The sequence below is a fragment of the Agromyces sp. NPDC058126 genome (assembly GCF_042884595.1).
In the GTDB taxonomy this organism is placed as follows: Bacteria; Actinomycetota; Actinomycetes; order Actinomycetales; family Microbacteriaceae; genus Agromyces.
In genome coordinates this window covers 1-22,396 of the sequence record NZ_JBHVTS010000008.1, presented here as the reverse complement: position 1 = coordinate 22,396, position 22,396 = coordinate 1, and the positions used below count along the sequence as shown (strand labels likewise).

Genomic DNA, 22,396 nt, shown 5'->3' with positions numbered 1-22,396 from the left:
GATGATCGCCACCGGCACCCTGGCTGGGGGAGTGCTCGTGTCAGGCATCGTGTGGGCGCTCCTCACCGCCACACCTGCCGTCCGGGTCGCGCTGGCCGGCGCCCTGGTCCTGCTCGGCCTGGCCGGGTGGGCTCTCGCCCGGATCGGGTCGGACCGGCATCGGAAATCGACCCGGGTCGATGAGAAGGCCCGGTCGCTCGGCCGCCTGCGAGACATCGAGGCGATGACCGAGAAGCACATCACCGCGGACACCGAGCGGCTCGGCGCCGGCGGTGCCGGCACCGGGGTGCCGCTCGGCCGGCACACCTGGACGGGGCAGCCGTTGTACGGCACCTGGGAGTGGGTGCAGGTGTGGTTCATGGGTCCCCGGTCAGGGAAGACGAGCTGCGCCTGCATCCCGCAGATCCTCGAAACCCGCGGGCCGGTGCTTGCGACGTCGAACAAACGCGACATCGTCGACCTCACCCGGGGCCCCCGGACCGAGGCCGGCCATGTCTGGGTGCACGACGTACAGGACATCATCGGGGAACCGGCAATCTGGTGGTGGAACCCGCTCACCTTCGTCACGGACATGGAACGCGCCGAGCAGCTCGTGGGGGTGTTCCGCTCGTCGACGACGTCGGCCGACGCCCGCGATGATGCCTACTTCGGGCCGGCCGCCCGGGAGACCCTCGCCCGGTTGTTCCTTGCCGCAGCGATCGCGGAGCGTCCGGTCACGGACGTGTACGCGTGGGCGAACGACCCGGGCGGGCGCAACGCGAACCTGCCGAACCCGGCGGTGCTGCTCGATCGGCACGGGTGGGCGGACCAGGCGCAGGCGCTTGCGTCGACGATGGCGCTCACGGAGAAGCAGCGGGACGGCATCTACGGCGGTCTGCGGGTCTGGATCGGTGTGCTCGGCAACCCGAAGGTGCTGCCCTGGATCACTGATACCGGCAGTTCACGGCCACACTTCGACCCATACACCTTCGTCACGTCGACCGACACGCTCTACGCGATCTCGAAAGAGGGCGGCGGATCCGCGCGGGCGATCACGGCGGCGCTGACCGTCGCGGTGCTGACTGCGGCTGAGGAGACCGGGGCGCGGATGCCCGGCGGCCGGCTGGAGACGCCGTTGCTCGCAGTGCTCGACGAGGTGGCGAACGTGTGCCGGTGGAACCAGCTGCCGGACGTGTACTCCCACTACGGCAGTCGCGGCATCAACCTCGTCGCGTTCTTCCAGTCCTGGCAGCAGGGTGCTGAAGCGTTCGGTGAGAACGGCATGTGGAAGCTGTGGGGTGCCGCGAACGTGCGGGTCGCCGGCGGCGGGTTGGCCGACGACAAGCTGCTGCCGCTGCTCTCGCGCCTGCTGGGCGATCACGACACCGTGCAGCGCAACCGCTCGAGCGGTGGTCGTGGTGGCGGGTCGACGTCGCGGAGCCTCACCCGGCAGCGGATCTTCGACGAGTCCGAGCTCGCCGAGCTACCCCGGGCCCGTGCGGTGCTGTCGGCGTCGCTGCAGCGGTCCACGCTGCTCACCCTCACCCACTGGAGCGAGAAGCCGTACGCCGAGAAGGTGTGGCAGTCCCGCGCCCACTACGAAGCCCGAGCCATCGCGCAGGGCCGCGAAATCGAAGAAACCGCCCCATGGAAGGACGCCGCATGACCGCCACGACCGTCACCGAAGCCACGGTCCCGGCATCGACGTACTTCCCGGACGTATTCACGTGGGTGGAGTACTGGCTGCTGCCGCACTGGAAGCGCGAACTCAACGCCGCCCGCTGGGACGCCAGATGGTGGGAGTACACCGAAGTGCTGAGCCGCTTCGAAGCACTCTGGCGGGCCTGGGAGGTCCTCCGCCTGGACGGGGGCACGGGCATCGCGGTGTACTTCCGCGACTACCTCGACCCGGCCATGCAGGTCATCACCGGCCGGGACGGCCCGTTCTGGCGGATCCAGAAAGTCGGTGAGCGTATCCTCCCCGAGCCGTGGCCGAACACGTTCCCCCCAGGACACGAGCTCGAGGAGACCACCCGATGAACCACACCGCCACCGACCCCCGAGAATTCGACCCGGCCACGGTGCCGGCATACCCGGTGTACACGATCGTCGTCGACGAGAACGGCACGGTCACCGTTGACGGGCTCCCGGTCGAGGCCGCGGACGGTGCGGACCCCGCCGCGGCCGCTCGGGCCCGAGTCGCCGAACTCGCGAAAGCGGAGCGACTGGCCGCGGTCCGGGTGCAGGCGACCGGCCCTGATGGGGTGACGCACCGCATGGTCATCACCCAGGACGGGACCGCCCATGAGCTGCCCGATCCGGTGGTGCCGCGGCGGAAGCTCGGTGCCCGGGGCCTGATCATTGCTGGCGTCGCAACCGCCGCCGTCATCGGACTGACCGCCGGGACGACCCACGCGGTTCGGGATGCGCTGGCCCCGGAACCGGTCGCAGCCCCGACGGTCACCACGGCACCCGGGGCGGGCGCGCAACTGCCGGTCCTGGCCCCGCCGGGGTTCGCGCAGACCGCGAGCTGGTCGGTGCAGGTACGCAAGGGCAGCACCCCGGCCATGCTCCCGGACGGCCGCGTCCTGGTCGTCACCCCGGACGGGAAGCTCAATCTCCTGGATCCGGACACCGCCGAGGTGCTGTGGCGGGGCAGCAGCGCACCCCGCAACGGTGCACAGATCGCGTACTCCACGATCGCTGGGAGGGACGTGGTTGCGACCGCCTCGACACGGGAGCTGAAGGTGTGGCCGTTGGACCTGGACACCCGGCAGACCAGCCCCGTCGCCTACGAACTGCCGAAGGGGACCGAGGTGAGCTTCCTCGGCACCAGCCCCATGGTCACCCTGCCCGATCAGACCGTCGGCATCGTCGGCGCGGACGGGCTGACCCGTGCCGACGTCCCGGTGACCGCGACCCCGGTGCTCGCGGCCGGTGACCAGGTCATCGCCGTCGACGAGACCCACTGGTACCGGATCAGCAGACAGGAAACGACGGCGTCGGAACTGCCACGACCTGAGGGCGCGGAGACCATCAGGACGGTCAGCGCCGCAGGCGTCGACCACTTGATCATCGTGTGGACGACGGATGACCCGGGCGAAGAGGTGGTCGGTCTCATCGACCTGCAGCAGGGCACCCTCGTAGTAGCGCGGACGGTCGCGGCCAGCACTGTCGGGGACCGTGACGTCCCGGTCAAGGACCCCGCCGGGACGACGTTGACGGTCGGGGGAGTGTTCGTCGACGCCGGCGCGGACCCGGCGATCGTCCCGATCGGGCGGATGACTGTCAGCGCGGTCACCGGCACGACCGTGTACGGCACCGAGAGCCGCGCCGCCGTGGTCGTCGACGCGGCAGCAGCGACCGTCGAGCCGCGCCCCTTCACTGACAAACCGATCCCGCAGGAGCCGGTGGCACCGGCGATCGCGACCGCGTCAACGGTGTGGGTGACGGCATCGAAGGTCGAAGCCACCTACCTGTACGCGCTGCCCACCACCGAGAACGAAGGAGCAAGCAACCGATGAGTGAACACGAGATGAGCCAGGACGCGGACCAGATGGTGCGGGCCGCGATCGCCATGCTCGGCAAGGCCAGCGACCATGCCGCCCGCCGTGCTCACAACCTCGAGCAAGCGGCTCGCGAACAGCACCGTCAGGTCGAGTACGACAAACGCGAACAGGCGCGGGCTGCGGCCGCTGCCGAACGTGACCAGGCTCGCCAGGCCGAGAAGAACGCCGACCACGAACGCGCCACGGACGCACAGACCCGGCGCGAAGAGTACAACCAGCGGGAGCAGACGATCCAGCTCCTCCACGAACAGGTCCAACGCGACACCTGGTGGGAGCAGCACCCCCACGGTGCCCGCTTCGCCGACGCAGACACCTTCGCCCAGGCCACCATCAGCGACCCGAGATCCCGGGATGCGATGGAACTACTCAAGGCAGGCCTGCGGGACCGGTTCGGTGTTGACCTCGACGAGGTCTCTGCCAAGCACCCGACCAGCAAAAGCGACCGGCACCACGCGATCACGTCCGCCGTCGACGAGCACCTCGCTGCCTCCCGGGAAAAGGAGGCGTCCGAACAATCCAAGAGCGCGGGCGCAACCGCTGAGGCGGCTGAGCACGCAGAAGCGGCCGCGGTGCACGAGGAGAACGCCGACATCGAAGAGCACCGAGCCGAAGGGTTCGAGACCGAAACGCGCGAGGACCACCAGCGGCAAGCCGACGTCGCCCGCGCGGCGTCGAGCGCGGGGGAGCGGGCCAAGCACGAAGCCAGCCCCAGCTACCCGGAGTCTGCAGCCGTGGCTGTTGCGAAAGGAGCCGCGAAAAGCGGGCCGGCGCGGGCCCGGCGCCGGCAGCTCGCGAAAGAGACCCGGGCCGAACTCCACCGATAGCCACCAGCCCATCAAAGGAAAGAGGAAACCATGAGCACCACCCACGAACAAGGAGAGACCATGATCACCGACAACCTTCCTCCCGTCGCTGCCGCCGCGGCCGCTTACGAGACTGGAGTGACTTGGCGAGCCGAGATCGCCGGCCGGCTCAACGCTGAGGATCCCGTCCTCGCCGCGAACGCCGCCACCGAGCTGGCCGTGGCAGAAGCTCGCGACGGTGCGCGCACCGCGGAACTGTATGAGCACGTCAGCGATCCCAGCTGGGCACCAAACGGTCCCGACGATCTTGCACACCTGATCGAGTCGGTCGAGATCTACGGCCGATGGCAGGACATCAGCGGCCCAATCACCAGCACTATCCAAGAGATCGATACGGTGTACGCCGACCGGTCCGACACCGATGCATACCCGGCCTGGGACGGGGAGAAGGTGTCGCTCCGTGGGGTGCGGGAGGACACCCTTCTCACCTTCTCCGAGTCGCGCGAGGCCGCCGTGGCCGCCTGGCAGATCACCCGTCACCAGCTGCAGATTCTGCGGACACAAGCCGACATCGTGGCCCGCCAGGAATCGAACGAGCAGCGCGAGGCGTGGAAGACGCAGACCGCCACGTTCCCCCAGTCCGCCGCATCGAGCCTCACCGGACCGGTGCCGAGTCCCGCCCGCACGGCGGTTCCCACGCCCTCGAGCAGCGTTGAGCTCAGCCGGTAGAACTTGACAGCGGGAAGGGGTCTGCGTCCTATTTGGGACGCAGACCCCTTCTGCATCAACCCCACAGAGTGGTACCATATCCTGTACAACACTGAAGGATGTGAAACAAGTGGCGATCACGACGAGTGAAGCTCGACGGGACCTATTCGGCCTGATCGAGCGCGTGAATCTCGACCACACAGAAGTTGAGATCACGTCAAAGCGGGGCGCTGCAGTGCTGCTGTCGAAGGACGAGTACGACTCGCTGACCGAGACGGCCCACCTTCTCCGCTCGCCCGCGAACGCCCGCCGCCTGCTCCGCGCGCTTGAAGCGGTCGAGGCCGGCGAAACGGTCGAGCACGACATCCTCGAGCGGTGACCGCCCGCCGGCTCAGCTGGGCGCCAGAAGCATGGGAGGACTACCTCTACTGGCAGACCCAGGACAAGAAGACGCTCCGCCGGATCAACCTCCTGCTTGAGGACACCCTTCGCGGTGATCCCTTCGAGGGGATCGGGAAGCCCGAGCCCCTCAAGCACGCACTCACCGGGGCATGGTCAAGGCGGATCGATGAGACGCACCGGCTCGTCTATCTCGCCAACGACGAACAAGTGATCATCATCCAGGCCCGCTACCACTACTGAGTGGTAGCGGATGAAAGCCGGCAGCTACTCCGCTTGCTCAAGATTCGCGCTCGGGTTCGGGCGGAGGGCCCAGATTGGCCACTCCTCCATCTCCCGCCGTTCTTCGCGTGTGAGTCGACGCAGACAGTTATCCACGTCCTCAAGGTCGCCGAGAAGGATCGCGCAGGATGCCTCGAACTGTCGCACTCGAGGGGGCCGCTCGATCAGTATGGTGCGGCGAAGGTCTCGGATCTCCTCACGTTCCGTGATTCCCAGTCCATCAGTGCGGGAGAGTATCTGCCATCGGTTGACGCGATGAATTGCTGTCGGTCCGTCTTCTTCGATGAGCCACTCGTTCAGTGCTGCGGCAGCTTGCATGAACTCGGCTCTGCGCTGCTCAGAGGCGTCGGCTGCGCTGAGGAGCCTGAGTACTTGGTAGTTCGCGAGGCTGGTTGTGTCCGATAGTTCAGAAAGGACCTTGTACGCGTCGACGATCCCGTCGAGCCGGAGGTTCAGGATCTGGGGGAGTTCATCGGCCGGGATACTCTCGTAGACCGTCCCGGGGTACTCTTCTCGTTCTTTGTCCTGTTGCCGGTAGACCCTGAATCGGTGGCGGCTCTCAGGGTCGAATGGGTCTACGTAGCACCAGGTGTCCGGCTCCGTCCCAGGTGAGACGAGGAGCTTCAGGGTCCAGCGTCCGACCTGTTCAAGTGTCTGCCCCGGCTTGCCGTTGGTCGCATGGAGGTTTCGCTTCTTCACGAGCGATGCGTAGATGAACTTCAATCGCTCGTGCTGCTGCTCGTCGATCTCGTCAAGAAGGATCAGCTTCGGGTCGACATGAAGCTTCTCGAAGAGCTCGAGGAGCGTTCCGAGGTAGGCCCGGTGGTCGCGGAGTTCGGAGAGTTGAGCCTGCTCATTCAGTTCGAAGGGGAACTTGGAGCCGTTGAACGTGAGCTGGTGCAGCTCGACAAGGTTCAGAAAGAAGTCGATATCCTTCACACGATCGACAAGGTTGCTGATGAGTTTGAGGTTGGTGGAAATCGACTGGGTTTGCTCGGTGAAGCGGACCTTCACCGTCAGCCCGTTCGACAGTTTGAGTTCATGCCGTTCGGGGTCGAGCTGCCTTGCCTGCGGTTTCTCGTATGCAATACCCCCACACTCAACGCGGAGGTCAATCTCACGCTCAACATACGAGCCAGGCAGGATTGTGAGCTCACCGTTGAGCGGAAGCCTGAGCCCGTCGCCGGTTTCAATCTCCAATGCGAAGTCACCTGAATCAGGCGTGATCACAAGCGGTGCGGTGAGATCAATTCCTTCTGCCGAGTGAACCGTCAGGCTTGCCATCTTCTCAAACACTAAATCGCTGACATCCGACGCCCACTTCTGTTTTTGAGTGATCAGCGCGACCCCGATGATGCCCTCCAGCTTCTTGGGGTCACGCGGCACCTCTTTCAGCTGCAGGACCGGCTGTTTCCGTTGGGCTGGGGTCACGCGAAGGATGTGATCTATGGCGAACGGCGACAAGATCGCGTAGAACAGGTGGCGGTCTCCACTGTCGCTCACGTAAACCACGAAATAGAGCACGGTGCCGTGCTGGCGGAGGGCGTCAAGCTCCTCCCGACTGATCGGGTACTTCGGCGTCGGCCGGCGTTTACCAATGGCGCGCCCCTTGACCTGCACTGGCATGCGCCCGACGAAATCAGAATTGCCCTGAGCGAGCCCGCGGTACAGATCGATATGACCATCGGTGATCGGCGTCTTGTCGTTCGTGGCTATGTAGGACTTCAAGTGGGGGCAGTTCACAACCACTTCCTCGACCGCGAGGACGGCGTGCTTTTCTACGTTGGCGACCACGACACGATTCTCCATGGGATACGAGGCCCGAAGGCGTAGGCGTCCCGATCAGCGGTCGCGTTCTGGCTCGGCCTTCTTCGCGGGAGGCTGCCACCGGTCGCGTGCCGGGCCCGCGTTGCGTTCCGTTGCGGGCGTTGCGGGTTGCGGGAAGGACGCGGCTGCAGCCTGCCGGGCACGCTCGGCGGGGGTGAGCTGTTCGGCCGCGGCTCGGGTGATGGCGGCGCGCTGTGCAGGTGTGGTGAGGTCGAGGCCGGTGACCTGGTCGCGGAGCTTCTGACGTGCCGCGTCAAGGCTCTGGGTCTCGGGGTCGCGGTGCATGAGTTCGACGAACTGGGTTCGGGCGTCGTCAAGGTCGACGGCGATGAAGTGGAGGGTGTTGCGAGTCCGGCCTCGGGTGGCGCCGACATAGCCGCCGCCGGCGCTCATCCGGTCGGTGACGAGGGTGTGCGATGTCCCGGTGGTCGCGCCCTGGTTGCCGTAGTCGGTGACGGCGTAGGCGAGGTGGGTATGCGCTTGGACGTACTCGGCCTCAAGCGTGATACGTCGGCGGTCTTCACCGGCCACGGTGAGGCGCCCGTCGGAATGGACGTCGACGACGGCGAACTTTTCACGGTTCGCGACGCCGAGGGTGGTGTCGTTCTTGCGGGTCATGAGTAGGTCACCGCGGCCGATCCGCAGACCGTCTGCACCGAGGGTGGTTTCCTTGTCGTCGACGGTGCCGTCGGTGACGAGCTCTTCTCGGACGGCAGCGTTGACCCGGGTTGCGTCGCGGTTGGTCGGAACGGTCAGCGATGTCGATTCGTTCGCGGCGAGGTCGGCGGCCGCGGCGTGCGCGATCGATTGCTCGGCTTCCTCGGTGGTGGTGTGGGTGCGGATGAGGTCGCGTTTCACGAGTTCGTCGAACACCTGGTCTGGGGTCTGCCGGGTGCGCATTTTGAGGGTGAGCGCGGCGTAGCTGAGGTCGGGGTTCCCGTCGGGAGTGACGAAGCGGTGCACCTGGTCGAGGTCGATGACGGTGTGGGCGTGGCGGGCGGCGAGGTCGAGGAATCCAGCGCGACCGACGGCGGACAGCTGGGCCCGGTCGCCTATCAGGACGATACTGGCGCCGGCCTCATCCGCGATCTGGAGGAGGGCGCGGCCGGCTTCTTGGTCGACCATGCCGGCCTCGTCGACGACGATCTGCGTGCTGGGGGAGAGGGTGAACTCGGCTGAGGGGCCGGAGTAGATCCGTCCGTGTTCGTTGAGCTCGCCGGGATGCAGCCGTGACCAGGTGCCTGCGGCGTTCCACCGGTAGCCATGTTGGCGGAGCAGCCGGTGCAGGCTCGATGCTTGCGATCCGGTTGCGCGGCCCGCTTCCTGCGCGGCCTTGAGGGTCGGGGCGACGATCAGCTGGTGCCGGCTCTGCGATTCGAGTTGCTCCTTCGCGGCAAGAAGCGCGGTCGTTTTTCCGGCGCCGGCAGCGCCCTCGACAACGGTGAGCTGGTGGGTGCCGGCCATGGCCTCGACGGCGGCTTGCTGCTGCTCGCCGAGCGGGAGTCCGCCGACCGTGAGTGGGTCGAGCACTCGGTCCAGTCCGAGGGTCTGGCCGCGGACGTGGAGCATCCGGGAGAGGTCGTCGTGCAGCTGCAGCACGTCGGGGCTGGTGAGGTGGCGGAGCGAGTCCGGCATCACACCGTCGGCAGGATCGGCGAGCGACAGACAGCGGTTCGCGGCGCGGGCGGTGATGTCCTCGAGGAGTTCGCCGAGCGCTGCACGTTCGGCGAGGAGGCCGGTCTGCGCAAGGAGGTGGGCCGCCTTGTCCTGCAGGTCTGCCACCGACCAGGCCGACCGGTTCGCCGACACCAGTGCGACTGTCTGACGAGCGATCTCAGCCCGGTCGAGATCCGCGATCCGGGTCACCGTGACCGAGGAGGGAACGACGGGTGCGGTGTAGCCGGACTCAGCGAGTTCGGCCATCCACCGTTCGGTGGTGGACAGCTCGGTGGGTTTCTTGTCGGGTCGGTCGAGCGACCATGCTTGGCGGTCCCAGGCGCGGACGAGCTCGGGCCCCGGGACCTGCCCCGGATGGCTCTTGCGCCAGTCGCGTTCGAGGAGCTCACGGTTCTTCGTGATCTGCACGGCACGCTTGGACATGCCGCCCGCGAACGGGGTCAGTTCCTCGACCAGCCCGTGCTTCGCGTCGAACGTGAACCCGGCCTGGGCGAGGGCTTCGCGCAATTGCGGGTGGGAGCCGATGACCGCTTCGCCGATGCCGCGGAGTGCGCCCTGCTGCCGGAACGTGGTCGCCGTATCGAGGCCCCGCCACTTGCCTTCGGCGTACACGCGGGTGTTCCACTGCAGGTGGATGTGGCGGTGCGGGTCACCCGCGCGGGAGGTCTGGTGCACGACCGCGGCCTGCTCGAGCTGCTCAACCGGGACGAGACGCTGCGCACCGAGCGGGCCGATTCGGGTGCGGGAGTGGAACGCCATGTAGGCGCCCATCGCGTCGGCCGCGTCACGCATCGCGGCGTCAAGCGCGGCGGACACGTCAGGGTTCACGGCGGCCGCGATCGAGAGGGTCTTGTCGACGTTGATCGTCATTTCCGCAAACCGCGGCGACGACGCCGTCTCGAGGGTCTCCCCGGTGAACGGATCGACCTCTTTCCGGGTACGCGGGGTACCCCGGTTCTCACCGGTGAGGGGGTCGTCCCAGTCGACCCATGCCTCGTACTCGTCACCCGTGAGGACGTCACGGGCGACAACGTCGCTGGCCCCGTCGAACACGGTCCGGTCGGCAAGGCCGGCACCCTCGGCGAGGTAGTAGTCGTCGGCGCGGGCGTGATCCCGTTCGAGGTATGCGCGGGCGGCGTTGCCGCCGCCGGCACGGAAGAGTGTGACGCCGCCACGCATGCCACACCTCCAAGACACCGGCTTCTATCGCAGATAGCATACGTGCATCACCGAAGGTTCCTCTCAGGATTCTCGAAGAGAATCAGTCTCGACCCCCTCGATGGGGGAGGAGACTGGAAGGCGAGTTGCAATGGCGAAGACGACCCCCGCGAAGGCTGGCATCACCCAGTACGAGGTGGGCGGGTGGGACCCCACACGACTCGACGACGTGCTCGGCCGGGTCGACGAGCCGCACGAGTCCTACTCGGAGGCGTCCGCGGTCGACCAGTTGCGCGCCGCAATCGCGGCGGATGCATCCCGGCATGGGGAGTGGTTGCAGCTGCGTCAGTACAAGCCGTTGCCGAAGCGGATCGCGCAGAATGTCGCGATGAGTTGGCGGCGTGCGAACCCGGCAGGGTTTGGCGGTGACCGCGCATTTCAGGCACGGATCATGCCGCTCGATGAGAACGGGTCGGCCCGTCGCAATCTGACGATCACGAAGCAGACCACCTTTGCGGTCGCCGTGTGTTACCCAAGCATGGCCGGGTAACTGGTGGCGCCGGACTGGGTTACTGCGCTCGCGGCGGCGGGCGCCGTGGTCGTCTCGATTCTGACGGCATGGCATGCGACTCGGAACGGGCGTGCACGGCGCCGTGCTGAGGAGGCCATGCTCGGTCTTGAGCTCGCGGAGAAACTCGCGAGTGTGAGTGGTGCGACTGACTTGTCTGCGCGGGCGGAGAAGGCCGCCAGGTTCGCGGCGCACGAGTACTCGAAGCTCACGTTGAGCACGGGAGCACATGCCAGCCAGCTGATCGGTATCACTGTGTACGGCGTGATCCTGGTGTGGTTCGGCACCTGGCAAGCGGTCACCGCGACTGATACTCCGAATTCCGTCGCGGGCCTCGTGATCGAGCTGCTGGGTTTCGGTCTTCTCATCTATGTCGGGGTCGCGACGTTCATGAAGGCGGAGCGTCGATCGAATCAGCGTTCCGCCGGCCTGGAAGTGCCAACAGTGTTCGATGAGCTTCGGGCGGAGAAGAACGAGTGGCAGCACACCTTCGCGCTATACCGGCTCCGGCTCCGGAACCACCTCGATCGTCGAGCTGGACGTCGCGCCATGAAGCAGACCGACTCAGACGGTGAGTGACCGTTAGATGGTCGGGGTTGAGGAGCGGTTTTGGTCGAAGGTCGTGAAGGGGCCGGCGGCCACGGATTGCTGGCTGTGGGTGGGTGCGATCGGTGACGACGGATACGGCCGGTTCTGGACCCGAACGGTAGACGGGGCACAGTTGGTGTTGCGGCCCCACAGGTTCGCGTTCGAGCTCCTCACCGGTGAAAAGCTCGGCACTAGTGATGAGCTACTGCATGAGTGCGACGTGCCGCTGTGTGTGCATGCGGCTACCGACCCGATGATGACGCATCTCACCGCCGGCACTCGCACTCTGAACATGCGCGATCGTTCCGACAAGGGCCGTCATGAGAACGGCCACACGAGGCTCGGGATGCGTGGCCTGTCACGTGCGGCACTGGCTGCCCGGTCGCGGCGGCTGCGGACAGTCCTGCTCGAGCAGGGGTGGAATGCGGGAGCGATCCGGTCAGCGCTCTCCGACGTCGACGAAGCCCAGCCGGCGTTATTCATACTCTGACACAGCTCCGGGGGTGGCGACCGCGATGCCGGCCCAGCTGTTCGTGGTGGTGGTTGCGGCGGCGAGCTGCTGTTCGCGGCGCTGCTGTTCGAGCTGTTCGTGACTCGGCCCGACGTCGACTCGGATGGGGTTCGCGACCCGTTCCCAGTAGGCGGCGTCGGTGCGGGCTTCGGCGAGCTGCTGCTCGAGGTCGGCGATCGCGGTCGCGTTGCGGCGGCACCGGTCAGTCGCATCGGCGAGGGCGTCTTGGTAGCCGGCGGCGTATGCCTGCACCTGGTCGATGGTCGCGTCGGCGATCTGGAACCCGGTCATCGTGCACCACCGGCGATCCGTGTGGCGAGCTCGGTGATCTTGTCGGGGCGGGCGCCGGACCAGTGCTCGAAGAACCAGTCGTCGTGCTCGTCGTCCTGGACGGTGACGACGGGGGCCTGCTGGTAGCCGAGGTTGGCGATGGTCTGGAGGGCGTCGTCGTCGGTTGTGACGTCACGGTAGGTGAACTCGATACCGGCACCGTCGAGGGCGTCCATCGTGAATCGGCAGGGGCCGCAGCCGGGCTTGCCGTAGACGGTCACGATCGGGGTGGCCGTGGTGCTCATGTCTTGTCCTCCGAGTGGTGAGATTCCCGTGGTGTTGGGTGAGGGTGGTGCCGTCGATTCGATAAATGGAATGCCCCGCCCGGTGGGTGACCGAGTCAAGGGGTTGAGCCACGCCCCACCCGCTCACGCCTGGGCGCACTGGAACGGAGTTCCTTCCTGAACCACCCCGAGAAGTCGGGTGTGCGACGCCCCTTGACTCGGTCACCCACCGGGCGTACTCCGCCCTGGCGGATCGAGGGCACCACCCCTGCCATGCCCGGAGGGCGTGGCGGAAGAGGGGCGGCCGGAGGCCGTCGTTACGCCGGCGTGCCGGCGCCCGCCCGACGGGCGCACCCGGAGGGTGGGATGAGCCGTCCACAGCGGTGTGCAGGTCCCGACCGAGCTCTGCGAGGGAGTGGGGCTGTGCACGGTTGTGGTCGGCTCATGGTCGGGCGGTGACCGTCTCGGGGAGGTGCCGGGTTGTGCCCATGTGTGCAGGGCAGCCCGGAGGAAGTAGCTGCGCTGTGCACATGGGTGCAACCGGCCCGCCAGACCGAGGTGGGTTGAGCGGTACCGGGTGCGGCCGTGCGGAGCGCGGTCCGGGGTGTTGCGAGGGGCGGAGCCGCCTCGCGGGTCGTCCCGGTGGGGACGGCCCCAGCCATCCAAGGAGTGGAGGTGTCCGCCCGGCCTGACTTGGGGTGGGGCCGGGCGGACTGGGGTGCCAAACCCGTCACCTCCGGTCAACGCACATGACCGGAGGTGACGTGGTGGTGTTCGGCTGGGGTCGAGGCTACGCCGCGTCGGGCAGGTCGTCGCCGTCGTCGTCCGGGTTTACGTATCCCGCGGCGAGGCGTTCAGTGTCGGTCAGCCGGTATCCCCATGTCTCCAGTTGGCGGAGGTAGTGCGCGGACAGCGCGGACGGGTAACGCCAGCCGGGCTGGTGCTTGTCGGCGGTGCGGTTCTCGCCGACCGCGAGGGCGACAGCGAGGTTCACGTGCCCGGCCTTCATCGGGGTGTTCTTCACGAGAGTGGCGAGGCGAGTGCCCATGTCGTAGCCGTCGAGGCCGAGGAGGTGCCCCGCCTTGTCGGTGTAGGCGTTCACGTCGTGCTGGTGCTCCGTGAGTGTCGTCGCGATGAATGCGGCCGCACCCTTCGGAAGGGCCTTGCGGGCGAGGAGCGCCTGCACCCATTCCTCACGGACGGGGGTCGCGGCCTTCCATGCCTTGTTGTTCGCGATCACGCGGCGACGCGCGTCGCGCTTGGCTTCCTGCTCCGCCTCGACCTGTTCGGCGGTCTTGGACTGGCCTGCGACGCTCACGGTGCCGTACTGGGGGAACCGGGGCTGATGTGCCTCGGGCCGAGTGCACACGTGTTCGCGGTCGATCTCGTCCTCGTCGGCACCCCAGACGAGCACGACCAGCGCGTGTCCTTCGCAGGACTGGTGGGCATCGGCGCTGAGCGCGGGTCGCTCGGTCGCGTCCTCGGCGGCGTCAGTCAGCATGTGCAGGCGGGTGAACTCGCCTTCGCGCGCGTGCCGGTCGGTGAACACGGCCACACCCTGCTCGGCGTATCCGGCGAGCACGCGGTCACGGTGGGCGCGGGTGGCTCGGTCGTCGCGGATGTGCTGCGCGACCCATGCGAGTTCGTCGTCATCGGTGCAGGCGAGGATGCGGGCGACCGCGTTCTCGTCACCGTCGAACTCGGCCACGACAAGGGCGCGCTCGAACGACACCTGCGCGGCGACGGCGTCCTTCGCGGCGTCGGATTTCGCGAGGGTCACGGCCTGCGTGACGCGCTCGGGGGTGTCGCCGGTGCGGCGGGCGATGGTTTCCACGTCGATCCCTGCGAACGCCAACTGTTCGTAGGCGAGGACGCGGTCGAGTTCGGGGAGGTCGGCACGGTTGAAGGTCTTCAGCTGGCCGATGATGCGTTCGGTGTCCTCCCCGGGGGTGGTGCCGAAAATCGCGAGGACCCGCCCGATGCCCGCCTCCCTCGCGCCGAGGAGGCGGCGCTGCCCGTCCCACACGTACACGGTGCCGTCATCCCCGCGGCGGGCAAGGAGTGGGGTCTCGACGCCCTCCTCCCGCAACTGGACCACCCACGCGGCCCATGCTTCCGTGGTGGTGTCCGGGGTGGTGCGGATGTTCGCGTCCAACTCGGCGGCCGCGGTATCGATCCACTCGATCGACGGCGTTACCTGAGAGTTGTCTGTGTCGGCGTCATGCATGGCGTGGGTCTTCGTCTTGCTCATTGAGGGCTTCTTTCGTTCGTTCGTTTGTTCGATAGGGTGGTCACACCGACCCGGGAACCGTGGGCATTACGAGTGCTCACGACTCCCGGGTCTTTGGTGTTAGTGGGTGAGGAGGTCGGCGGCGGTCACGAGGTCGTACCGACTCGCTGCCGCCCAGCCGGTCATGACGTGCGCGACCTGCTGCTCGGTGAGCCCTGCCGGGTTCCCGTCGGCGTCGTGGCCGAGGAACAGGCCCGGGCCGTGCAGGATCGCGGGGTGTCCGGTCTGCTGCACCATCGTGGACAGCACCGGGTTGAACGGCTGCTTCGTCCGGCCGCCCTGACCGGTCGCGCCTTCGTCGTCGACGAGGAGGTCGATCCCGTCGGTGTACCCGATCACGTCGTACCAGTCGGACCCGAGCCGTTCGTTGATGCCGTCCATCAGCGTGGTCAGGGTTGCCCCGTCGAGCACGCAGGACGACACCGTGCCGTTCGCGTCTACGTGGATTGCTCTCATCGTTGTTTTTCCCTTCTGGTGGGGGGGTTGTTGACAAGGAAGAGCAAGAGCGGTGGGAGGAGGCGGAGCGCCCAGAGGAGCGGTTGCTAAGCGGAACCCCGGAGCCTGCGGAGGGGTGGAGTCTGCAAATAGCGACGGCGGGTGCGGAGCCGACGAGCGCCGCTATGCTCGCCCGGTCAACAACCCCCACCAGACGGGAAAATCGCCCCGCACCAGCCGAAGGCTGGTGCGGGGTCAGCACAGCGCCGGCCCCTGGCCGGCTCCATTCATGCCAGGACAGTGCCGCCGAAGGCGGCACCGCATCCCCTGGGCGCGTAGTTCGTCGACGTCGATGAACTACGCGCCTGCATGCGTCGCGTTCGCGCGCCGGGGTGGGGGAGGGCGCGCGGAGCCGCCCTCGCGGCGCGGCGCAGCCGACGCCCCGGCAACCCCTCAGCTGATCAAGAGGTGCGTTTGGGTAATGTCGCCGTCGGGTGTGTGAGAACACCACGGGGCGGGTGGCCCGCTATGACCTACCCGCCCCGCCACCCGACTCAGTCTTCGTGCTCGAGCATGATCGTCACGACCGGCGCAGCCGTGTCGCCCGGCCCGATGACCATGCGGAGCCGGACCGGTCCCGCGGACGCCCACTCTCGTTCGGGCCGCTCGTTCGGGACCCGCCGCACCGTGAACACAGTTTCAGCGCTTCAGTATTCCGGCAGTCGAACTCTATGCGTTGGAAAAGTTCAGCGCATAAGGCGTAAGGATCTTGGACGCGTTGAGGATCTCGATGCCGATGGGCGTGTCATCGACTCAGTATTCGAGCGCGGTGAAGCTATCGTTCATCCATTCTCCGGTCGAGTGCATACGCGAGTCGGGCTTGGGCAAGGCTTGACCCTGCGGCCTTCCAGCCCTCTTCATGAGCGGGCCCATTCGGCGGAGCACCGAACGGCCCGCTCATGGATGGAGCTATCCCTGTTGAATGCGCCGCGAGCTCGTCAGGAGTCCGATGATCCCGGCGAGCGTGGCGGCGAGACCTACTCCGAACATGAGCATGTATGGGATTGCGTTGCCGCCTCGCCGCTCTTCGTCTGCAGCGATGCCCTCCGCAGTTCCGAGCCACACAGCGGCAGCCCCCACGAGGATGCCGAGAATCAGGACGGCGAACCAAGTCCAACGCTTCATTACGTGCTCCTTAGTTCGGGTTGCAGAGATTCACGACAGTGAGGTGATAGCCGACGTTCGGTCGCCACGAATCGATGTTCCAGGGCGACTTGTTGCGAGCGTTGAACACGTGACAGACAAGCTGGTCGCGGTACTTCTGGCCGTGAAACTTCGGGTTCACCCAGAGCTTATATTCCGCGTAAAAGTTGTCGCCGAGCTCGCGGACGGAGTAGTCCTTCTTTGCCGTCACAGCGACGATCGTGCCTTTCGGGTCTGTCTTCAACCCGACGGCCGTGATCAGCCTGCCGCGATAGGTGGGATCAGCGACAACCGGGTAGACAGTTCCAGCACTGTGCTCGACGACCTGGACGAGCGACGTGCCATTGACCTCGTAATGGGTAGCGATGTCCTCACCGTTCGCGTCCTTCGCCCAAGCGGGCGAGATCATCGCGATCGGGAGGCCATCCGCATCAACGGCCGCGAAGAATCCGTCCCCTGCATCGACAAGAGCGCCACCTTCAGGGAGTTCGATGGGGTATTCGTACCGGGTAGGTGCGTCGGGCCCGTCGATCACGGTCGTGACTTGGAGCGAGCCGTCGCTCTTTACGACGGGAACGGTCGTCGACCCGTCGCCGTTGTCATACGACACAACGCCATCGGCCTCGACGATCGCGCTCGAGGCGTCGTCGGCGTTCGGCAGACCGATACTGATACTCGCGTTGGCTTCACTGCTCTCGAACGTGATTCCGTCGGCCGGGTCCACCGGCACTTTCACATTCGCCAGACCCGAACCCGCGTTGAGCTCGATCGCGATGTCGCCCGATTCTTCGGCCGGAGCATCGGCTACGCCCTTGAGTACCTCTGGGGCTGCCGCCTGGATAGCGGTGATCGGGTCGGAACTCTGCTCCTCGGCGTCGGCTGGGGCGAGTGCACCTCCGGTCAGGGTGACTGCGGTCACGGCCGCGGTGCACATCAGTTTTGAACGCACGTATGCGCTCCTCTCGTTCATCTTGGAACTGCGCTGACAGGAGTCCCACATCGCCACCGGTGGTGGGCTGGGACAAGGAGTCAGCGACCCGCGTACTGAGAGTGACGCGCCCACGGAGCACCTCATACGTGAACAGCAGATTTGAGTGTACGGTCGCCCGCATTTCAGTAGCCAGTCTCAGGCGCCGTCAACGAGCATCGCCAACCGCTGAGCCGAATCGGCCCGGCGGACTCGGCTCGGGCTTTCGCGGTGACGCGGACCTGCCGCCGGAAGGAGGAGCAGAAGCGCGCGCCGGGGTGTGCATGCTCCGTCTCTCTTTCATGTGCCGGCGTCACTGCCGTCATAATCGAGAGGATCACCATGCAGCGGACCAACAAGCCCACCACGACGTACCCAGCCGGCTGCCGGGTCTACGTCGACGAGTGCAAGACCAAGGGCTACTACATCGCCGCGGCAATCGTCATGCCGAACAATGCAGCCCAGCTGGAGAAGGAGCTCCGCAAGCTCGCCCGCCCCGGGCAGCGACGGATCCACTTCACGAACGAATCGGACTCCAGCAGGCGCTCTCTGATCTCAGCGGTGGAGAAGCTCGGCATCCGCGGCGTCGTCTACCAAGTGAAAGGGACCACTGACCGTATCGCCCGGCCGCTCTGCCTCGAGGCACTCATCAACGATCTCGTCACTCACGACGCCCGCCACCTCATTCTGGAACGCGATGAGTCAGTCGAAGTCGCCGACCGACGGATCATCGCCGAAACTCTCCGACGCCACGACGCCCACGAGCTGCGATATCAGCACGCCGCCGGCCACGAACACGCGCTCCTCTGGGTCAGCGACATGATCGCCTGGTGCGCCTACAAGGGCGGCGACTGGCGTCGGCGCATCGAGCCGCTCATCATCGAGACCCGCACGCTCACGCCTTAAATGCGCGAGCCTGGCTCGTCATACCGTCCGGAAGACTGCCAGGCTAACTTCAAGCCGCTAATGCAACTTGCGGGACCATGCTAACTCATCACCCCATCCAGGCACCAGCCATGCGTTCGGCCGCAGCGTCTCATCCGGCAGGATGAGACGACGATGAAGAACCAAGTCTCCATTTCACCGGCCGCAGAGAAGCTCCTGTCATCGGGCGAGCTGGCCAAGCGGCTGCAACTCCTTCTCGATGACACTGAAGTACTGCGGGGCGAGCCGTACACCTATCAAGAGGTGAGCGACTTCCTCGCATCAAGGAGCATCTCGCTCTCACGATCACGTTGGGCATACATGCTTCGCGGCGAAGTATGGCGCGTGAAAGATCGAGCACTCATCGGCGCCCTAGCCGAGCTATTCGAAGTGCCCGCCGGATACCTGTACGGCGGCCCACTTCCCGCGGACATCGAATCCCGAATGAAATCCATCGTCGCCCTGAGAGCCGCGAAGGTCAGGCGCTATGCCGCGAAAACCCTCGGTGATTTAGCCCCAGAAGCCCTGACGACAATCACCGAGATTCTTCGAAAGCTCGAGAGCTAGCGGCGCGAGCGACCGCACCGGATCTCCCACACAAGAACTGGTCTATTCTGAAGCCTCGAAAGACTTACTCAGTAAGCCGATAATCTCAATTGTGTCGGAAATAGGCCCGATCGAGAGATCATTAGGCCCGCCCGAGTGGGTGATTCGTCGGGCTATCGTGTGCCGGTCGCGGAACGGAGGGCGGACTCAGCAGCGCGACGGTCCTGATAGGCGGGGTGGTCGAACTCCACCCGGTCGCCGAGCGGCAGGACCGGGTCGGTGACGGTGTGCTTCCACCGGTAGAGCAGGACCACGATCGCGGCGTCGAACCACCTTGCGCTATCGCCCGCGGGCTGAACACCAAGCCCTGCCGAGAACCAAGTCGGAGGTGTTTGAGCTGCAAGGAGCATCTCGGTAATCCGCTTCCGGGCAGTGTGCGCGAGTCGGGAGCGTGCCTCCTTGCTGGCATCGGCGGCCGCTGTGTCTACGGTCAGCTGGGCTTCCTCCTCGCGGATGGTGCGCTGCGTGCCATCAATGTCGAGGACGGCGACTCGGGGACGCTTGTCGTCGTGGAGCTGAATGAGGGAATCGAGTCGCTTCCGTTCGGCACGGGCGAAGAACCTGAGCTGGTTCCGTTCGATGACGAGTCGCACCCTTCGGCTCTCCCATGAGGTGACCTGAGCGAGCTGGGTCTCGTGCTGGTGCAGCTTCCCCCGAAGCTTCGTGAGGTTCGTGCTGCTCCTGAGCATGGCCTCATCGTGAGTGCGCTGTTCCGCGGCGATGTCAAAGAGTCGTCGTTCGTCCGACGTGGTGGTGTCGAGGTCAGCCTTCGCTGGTGGGCACGCCTCATCCTGGATCCGGTCGAGTCGTGCTTCAAGCGAGAGGACTCGCTGTGTCAACTCGGTGATCGTGAGTGGTTCCCCGGGATCCGTGATCTCGGCTGTCATGCTTTCCCCCATTGGTTTCCTTACCTCGATGTGGTGTTGGCAAAGCATCCACGTAGTGACGGGCAAGGTGGCACCGCGCAACAGGGGCCGGGCGGGTGTGGAGCGCTCGTTCCCCAACGCATGTCAGATGCTCACTCTTCACGCAGGCACACGCGAAGAGAGTAGAGGGTGGCCCGACGGGCAGAGGGGTCTGCCTTCCGCCGGGCCGTGCAGCCCCTGTGATGGCCAGAATGCGGGCTGCACCAATATTCTACACCCCGATAGACAGACGACTTCCGCCTGGTCGCGTCATCTGCTTCGGGGCACCCGAGGCGAGGCCAGTCAGTTGCCCGGCCTGCCAGCCTCGAAGGCAACTCGAAGCTCACTCAGTGAGTTCACAGATGCCGTTCAAGACAGCCTGGGCACCAGTGACCGCCGACGCCGTCGGCGGGGTGTCCCTTCAGGGCACCAGCGAGCGGTTTCGGCTGCGGGTTGAGTTCAGCGGGTCTCGTAGATGTTGCGTCGGCGACCGGCGTCGACGACGACCACGACGAGTTCGCCGTCGTTGATCCGGTACAGCACGCGGTAGTCACCGGTACGGACACGCCATTCCGGGCGGGCGGTGAGCTTCTTCGCCGCTGGCGGCCGCGGCTCCTCGGCGAGGAGCTCGATCACCGCCTGGATGCGGCGTTTCGCCTCCGGGGGCAGCTTCCGGATCGCCCTTACCGCGCTCGGCAGGATCTGGATCGCGTACGTCATGCGAGACCGAGGTCGCGCTTGACGTCCTCCCAGGGCACCGGCGTTTCGTCGAGGCGCTCCATCTCAGCCCACGCTTCATCGACCGCGCGAATGTCGGCGAGTTCCTCGGCGTCGTCGATGAGCTGCTGCAGCTGCTCGGCGTCCACGATCGCAGCGACGGGACGGTCGCGACGGGTCAGGATCACCGGTTCCCGATGGGCCTCGTCGACGAGCATCGACAGCCGGCCGCGTGCATCCGTAATCGTCACCTCAGTCATGCTGCGATTCTATATTCATTTGAGCTAAAATGTACTGAACGTACATAATAACCGATAATAATTATTATGTCGGAAGGGCTCTAGATCAGAGGCTATTTCCGCATCTGAAACTCGCTCCCCCGCAGCGTCGAGGTGTACAAACGTAAGTTCATTTCGGCTGCAGGAGCACGGGTTTGATGACAGTGCCGGCCCGGAGCTGCGCTTCGGCCTCGTTGATCTCGTCGAACGTGAAGTGTTGGATCAACTCGTCGAAGGGTAATGATCCGGCTTTCCAGAGGCGGATCAGCTCGGGAATCAGCGTGTGAGGATTCGATCCGCCCTCGACCACCCCGATGAGCGTTCGCCCAGTGGCCAGCGACGTTGCGTCGAGCGAGAGTCCGCCTTGCATCAAGCCGATGAGGGCGCAGGAGCCCCGTGAGTCGAGCGCTCGGAGGACAGAACCGATTACATCGGGCTTTCCTGTCGTATCAATCCCATAGTCCGCTCCGGACGGGCACGCTTCATGCGTGACTTCACTGATGTCGTGGGTCTTTGGGTTGACCGTGTGCGTCGCCCCGAAAGCCTTCGCCTTATCCAGCCTGGAATCGTCAATATCGACAGCGACTATTGTCCGGGCGCCGGCGGCGCGCGCCGCCATGACGGAGACTAAACCTACCGCGCCCACGCCTGACACGATGATCGAGGATTCCGCCCTTACCCGCAGCACGCGGAGCACCGTACCGGCGCCGGTTTGGACGCTGCATCCGAGCGGCGCAAGGAGCGACAGCGGAAGGCGCGGGTCCACACGGATGGCGCTCTGTTCAGCTACTAGGACGTGACTCGCGAACGATGATTGTCCGAACCAATGGGCGGCTATGGGGTCGCCCGCCTCGTCCGCCATCGTGGTCCCTCCGGATGTGTCGAATCCCGTGAGGTTGCGGGCCACGAAGCTCGAACAGCTTCCGGGGAGCCCCTGAACACAGCTGCCACACGCTCCACACCAATCGAACGTGAGAACCACATGGTCTCCCGGCGCCAGCGATTCAACAGAGGAACCGACCGCTTCCACAACGCCTGCACCTTCATGACCAAGCACCATTGGGGCTGACAGCACGAGAGAAGCCCGAGGAAGGAGATCGGTGTGGCATAAGCCCGTGCTGACAATCCTTACGAGGATCTCATGATCCAGTGGCGCTCTGAGGGCGACCGGTTCCAATTTGAACGTGTCAGAAGGGTGCCGTAGGACTGCCGCGGTTATCTTCATCGTCGGGACCGTGCGTGCGTGTTGGGGTTGACATCATCCGATGAGCTGAAGTCGATGCAGCGTGCGAGCAGTTCGAGCGTCTGAAGCTCGTATGTCGAATCCGTGCTGCACCTCAGCTCTGCCATTGCGTCCGCCATCCTCGCCATGGCTTCGCTTTCGGCCCAGGTGCGCGCGCCCGTCTCTTCGATGAGCCCAGCAATACGCTCGACTTCCGCCGGCGTCC

25 protein-coding genes are annotated in these 22,396 nt (G+C 65.8%); 12 read left to right on the top strand and 13 right to left on the bottom strand.

Annotated elements, in window-relative coordinates; genetic code table 11:
- Position 1 precedes the first annotated feature (1 nt).
- The 7 genes from ACFVTR_RS18780 to ACFVTR_RS18750 all read left to right on the top strand — a co-directional run bounded on the left by ACFVTR_RS18780 (position 2) and on the right by ACFVTR_RS18750 (position 5,701).
- Positions 2 to 1,645 (top strand): type IV secretory system conjugative DNA transfer family protein, encoded by a 1,644-nt coding sequence (locus ACFVTR_RS18780; protein ID WP_387039805.1) that lies wholly within the window; start codon positions 2 to 4, stop codon positions 1,643 to 1,645.
- Complete coding sequence (locus ACFVTR_RS18775) at positions 1,642 to 2,019, top strand: DUF4913 domain-containing protein (protein WP_387039804.1); 378 nt, start codon at positions 1,642 to 1,644, stop codon at positions 2,017 to 2,019. Before ACFVTR_RS18780 ends, ACFVTR_RS18775 begins: the two co-directional genes overlap by 4 nt.
- Positions 2,016 to 3,503, top strand: a complete 1,488-nt coding sequence (locus ACFVTR_RS18770) for a hypothetical protein (RefSeq protein ID WP_387039802.1) — start codon at positions 2,016 to 2,018, stop codon at positions 3,501 to 3,503. The genes ACFVTR_RS18775 and ACFVTR_RS18770 overlap by 4 nt, the downstream gene beginning before the upstream one ends.
- Positions 3,500 to 4,372, top strand: coding sequence for a hypothetical protein (locus ACFVTR_RS18765; RefSeq protein ID WP_387039801.1), 873 nt, complete (start codon positions 3,500 to 3,502; stop codon positions 4,370 to 4,372). Before ACFVTR_RS18770 ends, ACFVTR_RS18765 begins: the two co-directional genes overlap by 4 nt.
- A 30-nt stretch (positions 4,373 to 4,402) precedes the next feature.
- A complete protein-coding gene (locus ACFVTR_RS18760) occupies positions 4,403 to 5,080 on the top strand; it encodes a hypothetical protein (RefSeq protein ID WP_387039800.1) in 678 nt (225 codons plus the stop codon).
- Between the two features lie 109 nt (positions 5,081 to 5,189).
- Positions 5,190 to 5,438 (top strand): type II toxin-antitoxin system Phd/YefM family antitoxin, encoded by a 249-nt coding sequence (locus ACFVTR_RS18755; protein WP_387039798.1) that lies wholly within the window; start codon positions 5,190 to 5,192, stop codon positions 5,436 to 5,438.
- A complete protein-coding gene (locus ACFVTR_RS18750; RefSeq protein ID WP_387039796.1) occupies positions 5,435 to 5,701 on the top strand; it encodes a Txe/YoeB family addiction module toxin in 267 nt (88 codons plus the stop codon). Before ACFVTR_RS18755 ends, ACFVTR_RS18750 begins: the two co-directional genes overlap by 4 nt.
- Positions 5,702 to 5,725: 24 nt before the next feature.
- Here the strand turns inward: ACFVTR_RS18750 and ACFVTR_RS18745 are convergent, their stop codons facing one another.
- Both ACFVTR_RS18745 and mobF read right to left on the bottom strand, forming a co-directional pair.
- Complete coding sequence (locus tag ACFVTR_RS18745) at positions 5,726 to 7,534, bottom strand: hypothetical protein (RefSeq protein WP_387039794.1); 1,809 nt, start codon at positions 7,532 to 7,534, stop codon at positions 5,726 to 5,728.
- A gap of 48 nt (positions 7,535 to 7,582) precedes the next feature.
- Positions 7,583 to 10,423, bottom strand: coding sequence for a MobF family relaxase (gene mobF, locus ACFVTR_RS18740; RefSeq protein ID WP_387039792.1), 2,841 nt, complete (start codon positions 10,421 to 10,423; stop codon positions 7,583 to 7,585).
- 130 nt (positions 10,424 to 10,553) lie between these two features.
- On the opposite strand from mobF, the gene ACFVTR_RS18735 reads away from it, so the two are divergent.
- The 3 genes from ACFVTR_RS18735 to ACFVTR_RS18725 are packed head-to-tail and all read left to right on the top strand — an operon-like array spanning position 10,554 to position 12,048.
- Positions 10,554 to 10,952, top strand: coding sequence for a hypothetical protein (locus ACFVTR_RS18735; RefSeq protein ID WP_387039790.1), 399 nt, complete (start codon positions 10,554 to 10,556; stop codon positions 10,950 to 10,952).
- 3 nt (positions 10,953 to 10,955) lie between these two features.
- The gene (locus tag ACFVTR_RS18730) at positions 10,956 to 11,549 is read left to right on the top strand and encodes a hypothetical protein (protein ID WP_387039789.1); all 594 of its coding nucleotides are present in this window, start codon (positions 10,956 to 10,958) and stop codon (positions 11,547 to 11,549) included.
- Between the two features lie 7 nt (positions 11,550 to 11,556).
- A complete protein-coding gene (locus ACFVTR_RS18725) occupies positions 11,557 to 12,048 on the top strand; it encodes a hypothetical protein (protein WP_387039787.1) in 492 nt (163 codons plus the stop codon).
- Here ACFVTR_RS18725 and ACFVTR_RS18720 read toward each other — a convergent pair.
- The 6 genes from ACFVTR_RS18720 to ACFVTR_RS18695 form a co-directional block, all read right to left on the bottom strand.
- A complete protein-coding gene (locus ACFVTR_RS18720; RefSeq protein ID WP_387039785.1) occupies positions 12,034 to 12,360 on the bottom strand; it encodes a hypothetical protein in 327 nt (108 codons plus the stop codon). The two genes, ACFVTR_RS18725 and ACFVTR_RS18720, sit on opposite strands and share 15 nt — an antisense overlap.
- Positions 12,357 to 12,644, bottom strand: a complete 288-nt coding sequence (locus ACFVTR_RS18715; protein WP_387039784.1) for a glutaredoxin family protein — start codon at positions 12,642 to 12,644, stop codon at positions 12,357 to 12,359. Before ACFVTR_RS18715 ends, ACFVTR_RS18720 begins: the two co-directional genes overlap by 4 nt.
- Before the next feature lie 769 nt (positions 12,645 to 13,413).
- Positions 13,414 to 14,874 carry a ParB/RepB/Spo0J family partition protein gene (locus tag ACFVTR_RS18710; protein ID WP_387039782.1) on the bottom strand — a complete coding sequence of 487 codons (1,461 nt, stop codon included), beginning with the start codon at positions 14,872 to 14,874 and terminating at the stop codon, positions 13,414 to 13,416.
- 99 nt (positions 14,875 to 14,973) lie between these two features.
- Positions 14,974 to 15,369, bottom strand: coding sequence for a hypothetical protein (locus ACFVTR_RS18705; protein WP_387039780.1), 396 nt, complete (start codon positions 15,367 to 15,369; stop codon positions 14,974 to 14,976).
- A 948-nt stretch (positions 15,370 to 16,317) separates the two neighbouring features.
- Positions 16,318 to 16,533 (bottom strand): hypothetical protein, encoded by a 216-nt coding sequence (locus tag ACFVTR_RS18700; RefSeq protein ID WP_387039778.1) that lies wholly within the window; start codon positions 16,531 to 16,533, stop codon positions 16,318 to 16,320.
- Positions 16,534 to 16,543: 10 nt separating this feature from the next.
- Positions 16,544 to 17,500 (bottom strand): DUF2599 domain-containing protein, encoded by a 957-nt coding sequence (locus ACFVTR_RS18695; protein WP_387039777.1) that lies wholly within the window; start codon positions 17,498 to 17,500, stop codon positions 16,544 to 16,546.
- 360 nt (positions 17,501 to 17,860) lie between these two features.
- On the opposite strand from ACFVTR_RS18695, the gene ACFVTR_RS18690 reads away from it, so the two are divergent.
- Together ACFVTR_RS18690 and ACFVTR_RS18685 are read left to right on the top strand one after the other, a co-directional pair.
- Complete coding sequence (locus ACFVTR_RS18690; protein ID WP_387039775.1) at positions 17,861 to 18,424, top strand: DUF3800 domain-containing protein; 564 nt, start codon at positions 17,861 to 17,863, stop codon at positions 18,422 to 18,424.
- 153 nt (positions 18,425 to 18,577) lie between these two features.
- Positions 18,578 to 19,009 carry a hypothetical protein gene (locus tag ACFVTR_RS18685; protein ID WP_387039774.1) on the top strand — a complete coding sequence of 144 codons (432 nt, stop codon included), beginning with the start codon at positions 18,578 to 18,580 and terminating at the stop codon, positions 19,007 to 19,009.
- Positions 19,010 to 19,161: 152 nt separating this feature from the next.
- On the opposite strand, the gene ACFVTR_RS18680 is transcribed toward ACFVTR_RS18685, so the two are convergent.
- From ACFVTR_RS18680 to ACFVTR_RS18660, 5 genes are all read right to left on the bottom strand, one after another.
- The gene (locus tag ACFVTR_RS18680; RefSeq protein ID WP_387039773.1) at positions 19,162 to 19,935 is read right to left on the bottom strand and encodes a hypothetical protein; all 774 of its coding nucleotides are present in this window, start codon (positions 19,933 to 19,935) and stop codon (positions 19,162 to 19,164) included.
- 477 nt (positions 19,936 to 20,412) lie between these two features.
- Complete coding sequence (locus ACFVTR_RS18675; protein WP_387039771.1) at positions 20,413 to 20,673, bottom strand: type II toxin-antitoxin system RelE/ParE family toxin; 261 nt, start codon at positions 20,671 to 20,673, stop codon at positions 20,413 to 20,415.
- Positions 20,670 to 20,930, bottom strand: coding sequence for a type II toxin-antitoxin system Phd/YefM family antitoxin (locus ACFVTR_RS18670; RefSeq protein ID WP_387039769.1), 261 nt, complete (start codon positions 20,928 to 20,930; stop codon positions 20,670 to 20,672). The genes ACFVTR_RS18675 and ACFVTR_RS18670 overlap by 4 nt, the downstream gene beginning before the upstream one ends.
- 148 nt (positions 20,931 to 21,078) lie before the next feature.
- The gene (locus tag ACFVTR_RS18665; RefSeq protein WP_387039767.1) at positions 21,079 to 22,173 is read right to left on the bottom strand and encodes an NAD(P)-dependent alcohol dehydrogenase; all 1,095 of its coding nucleotides are present in this window, start codon (positions 22,171 to 22,173) and stop codon (positions 21,079 to 21,081) included.
- Positions 22,170 to 22,396, bottom strand: a 227-nt coding sequence (locus ACFVTR_RS18660) for a hypothetical protein (protein WP_387039765.1), incomplete at its 5' end; no start/stop codon positions are given. The genes ACFVTR_RS18660 and ACFVTR_RS18665, both read right to left, overlap by 4 nt.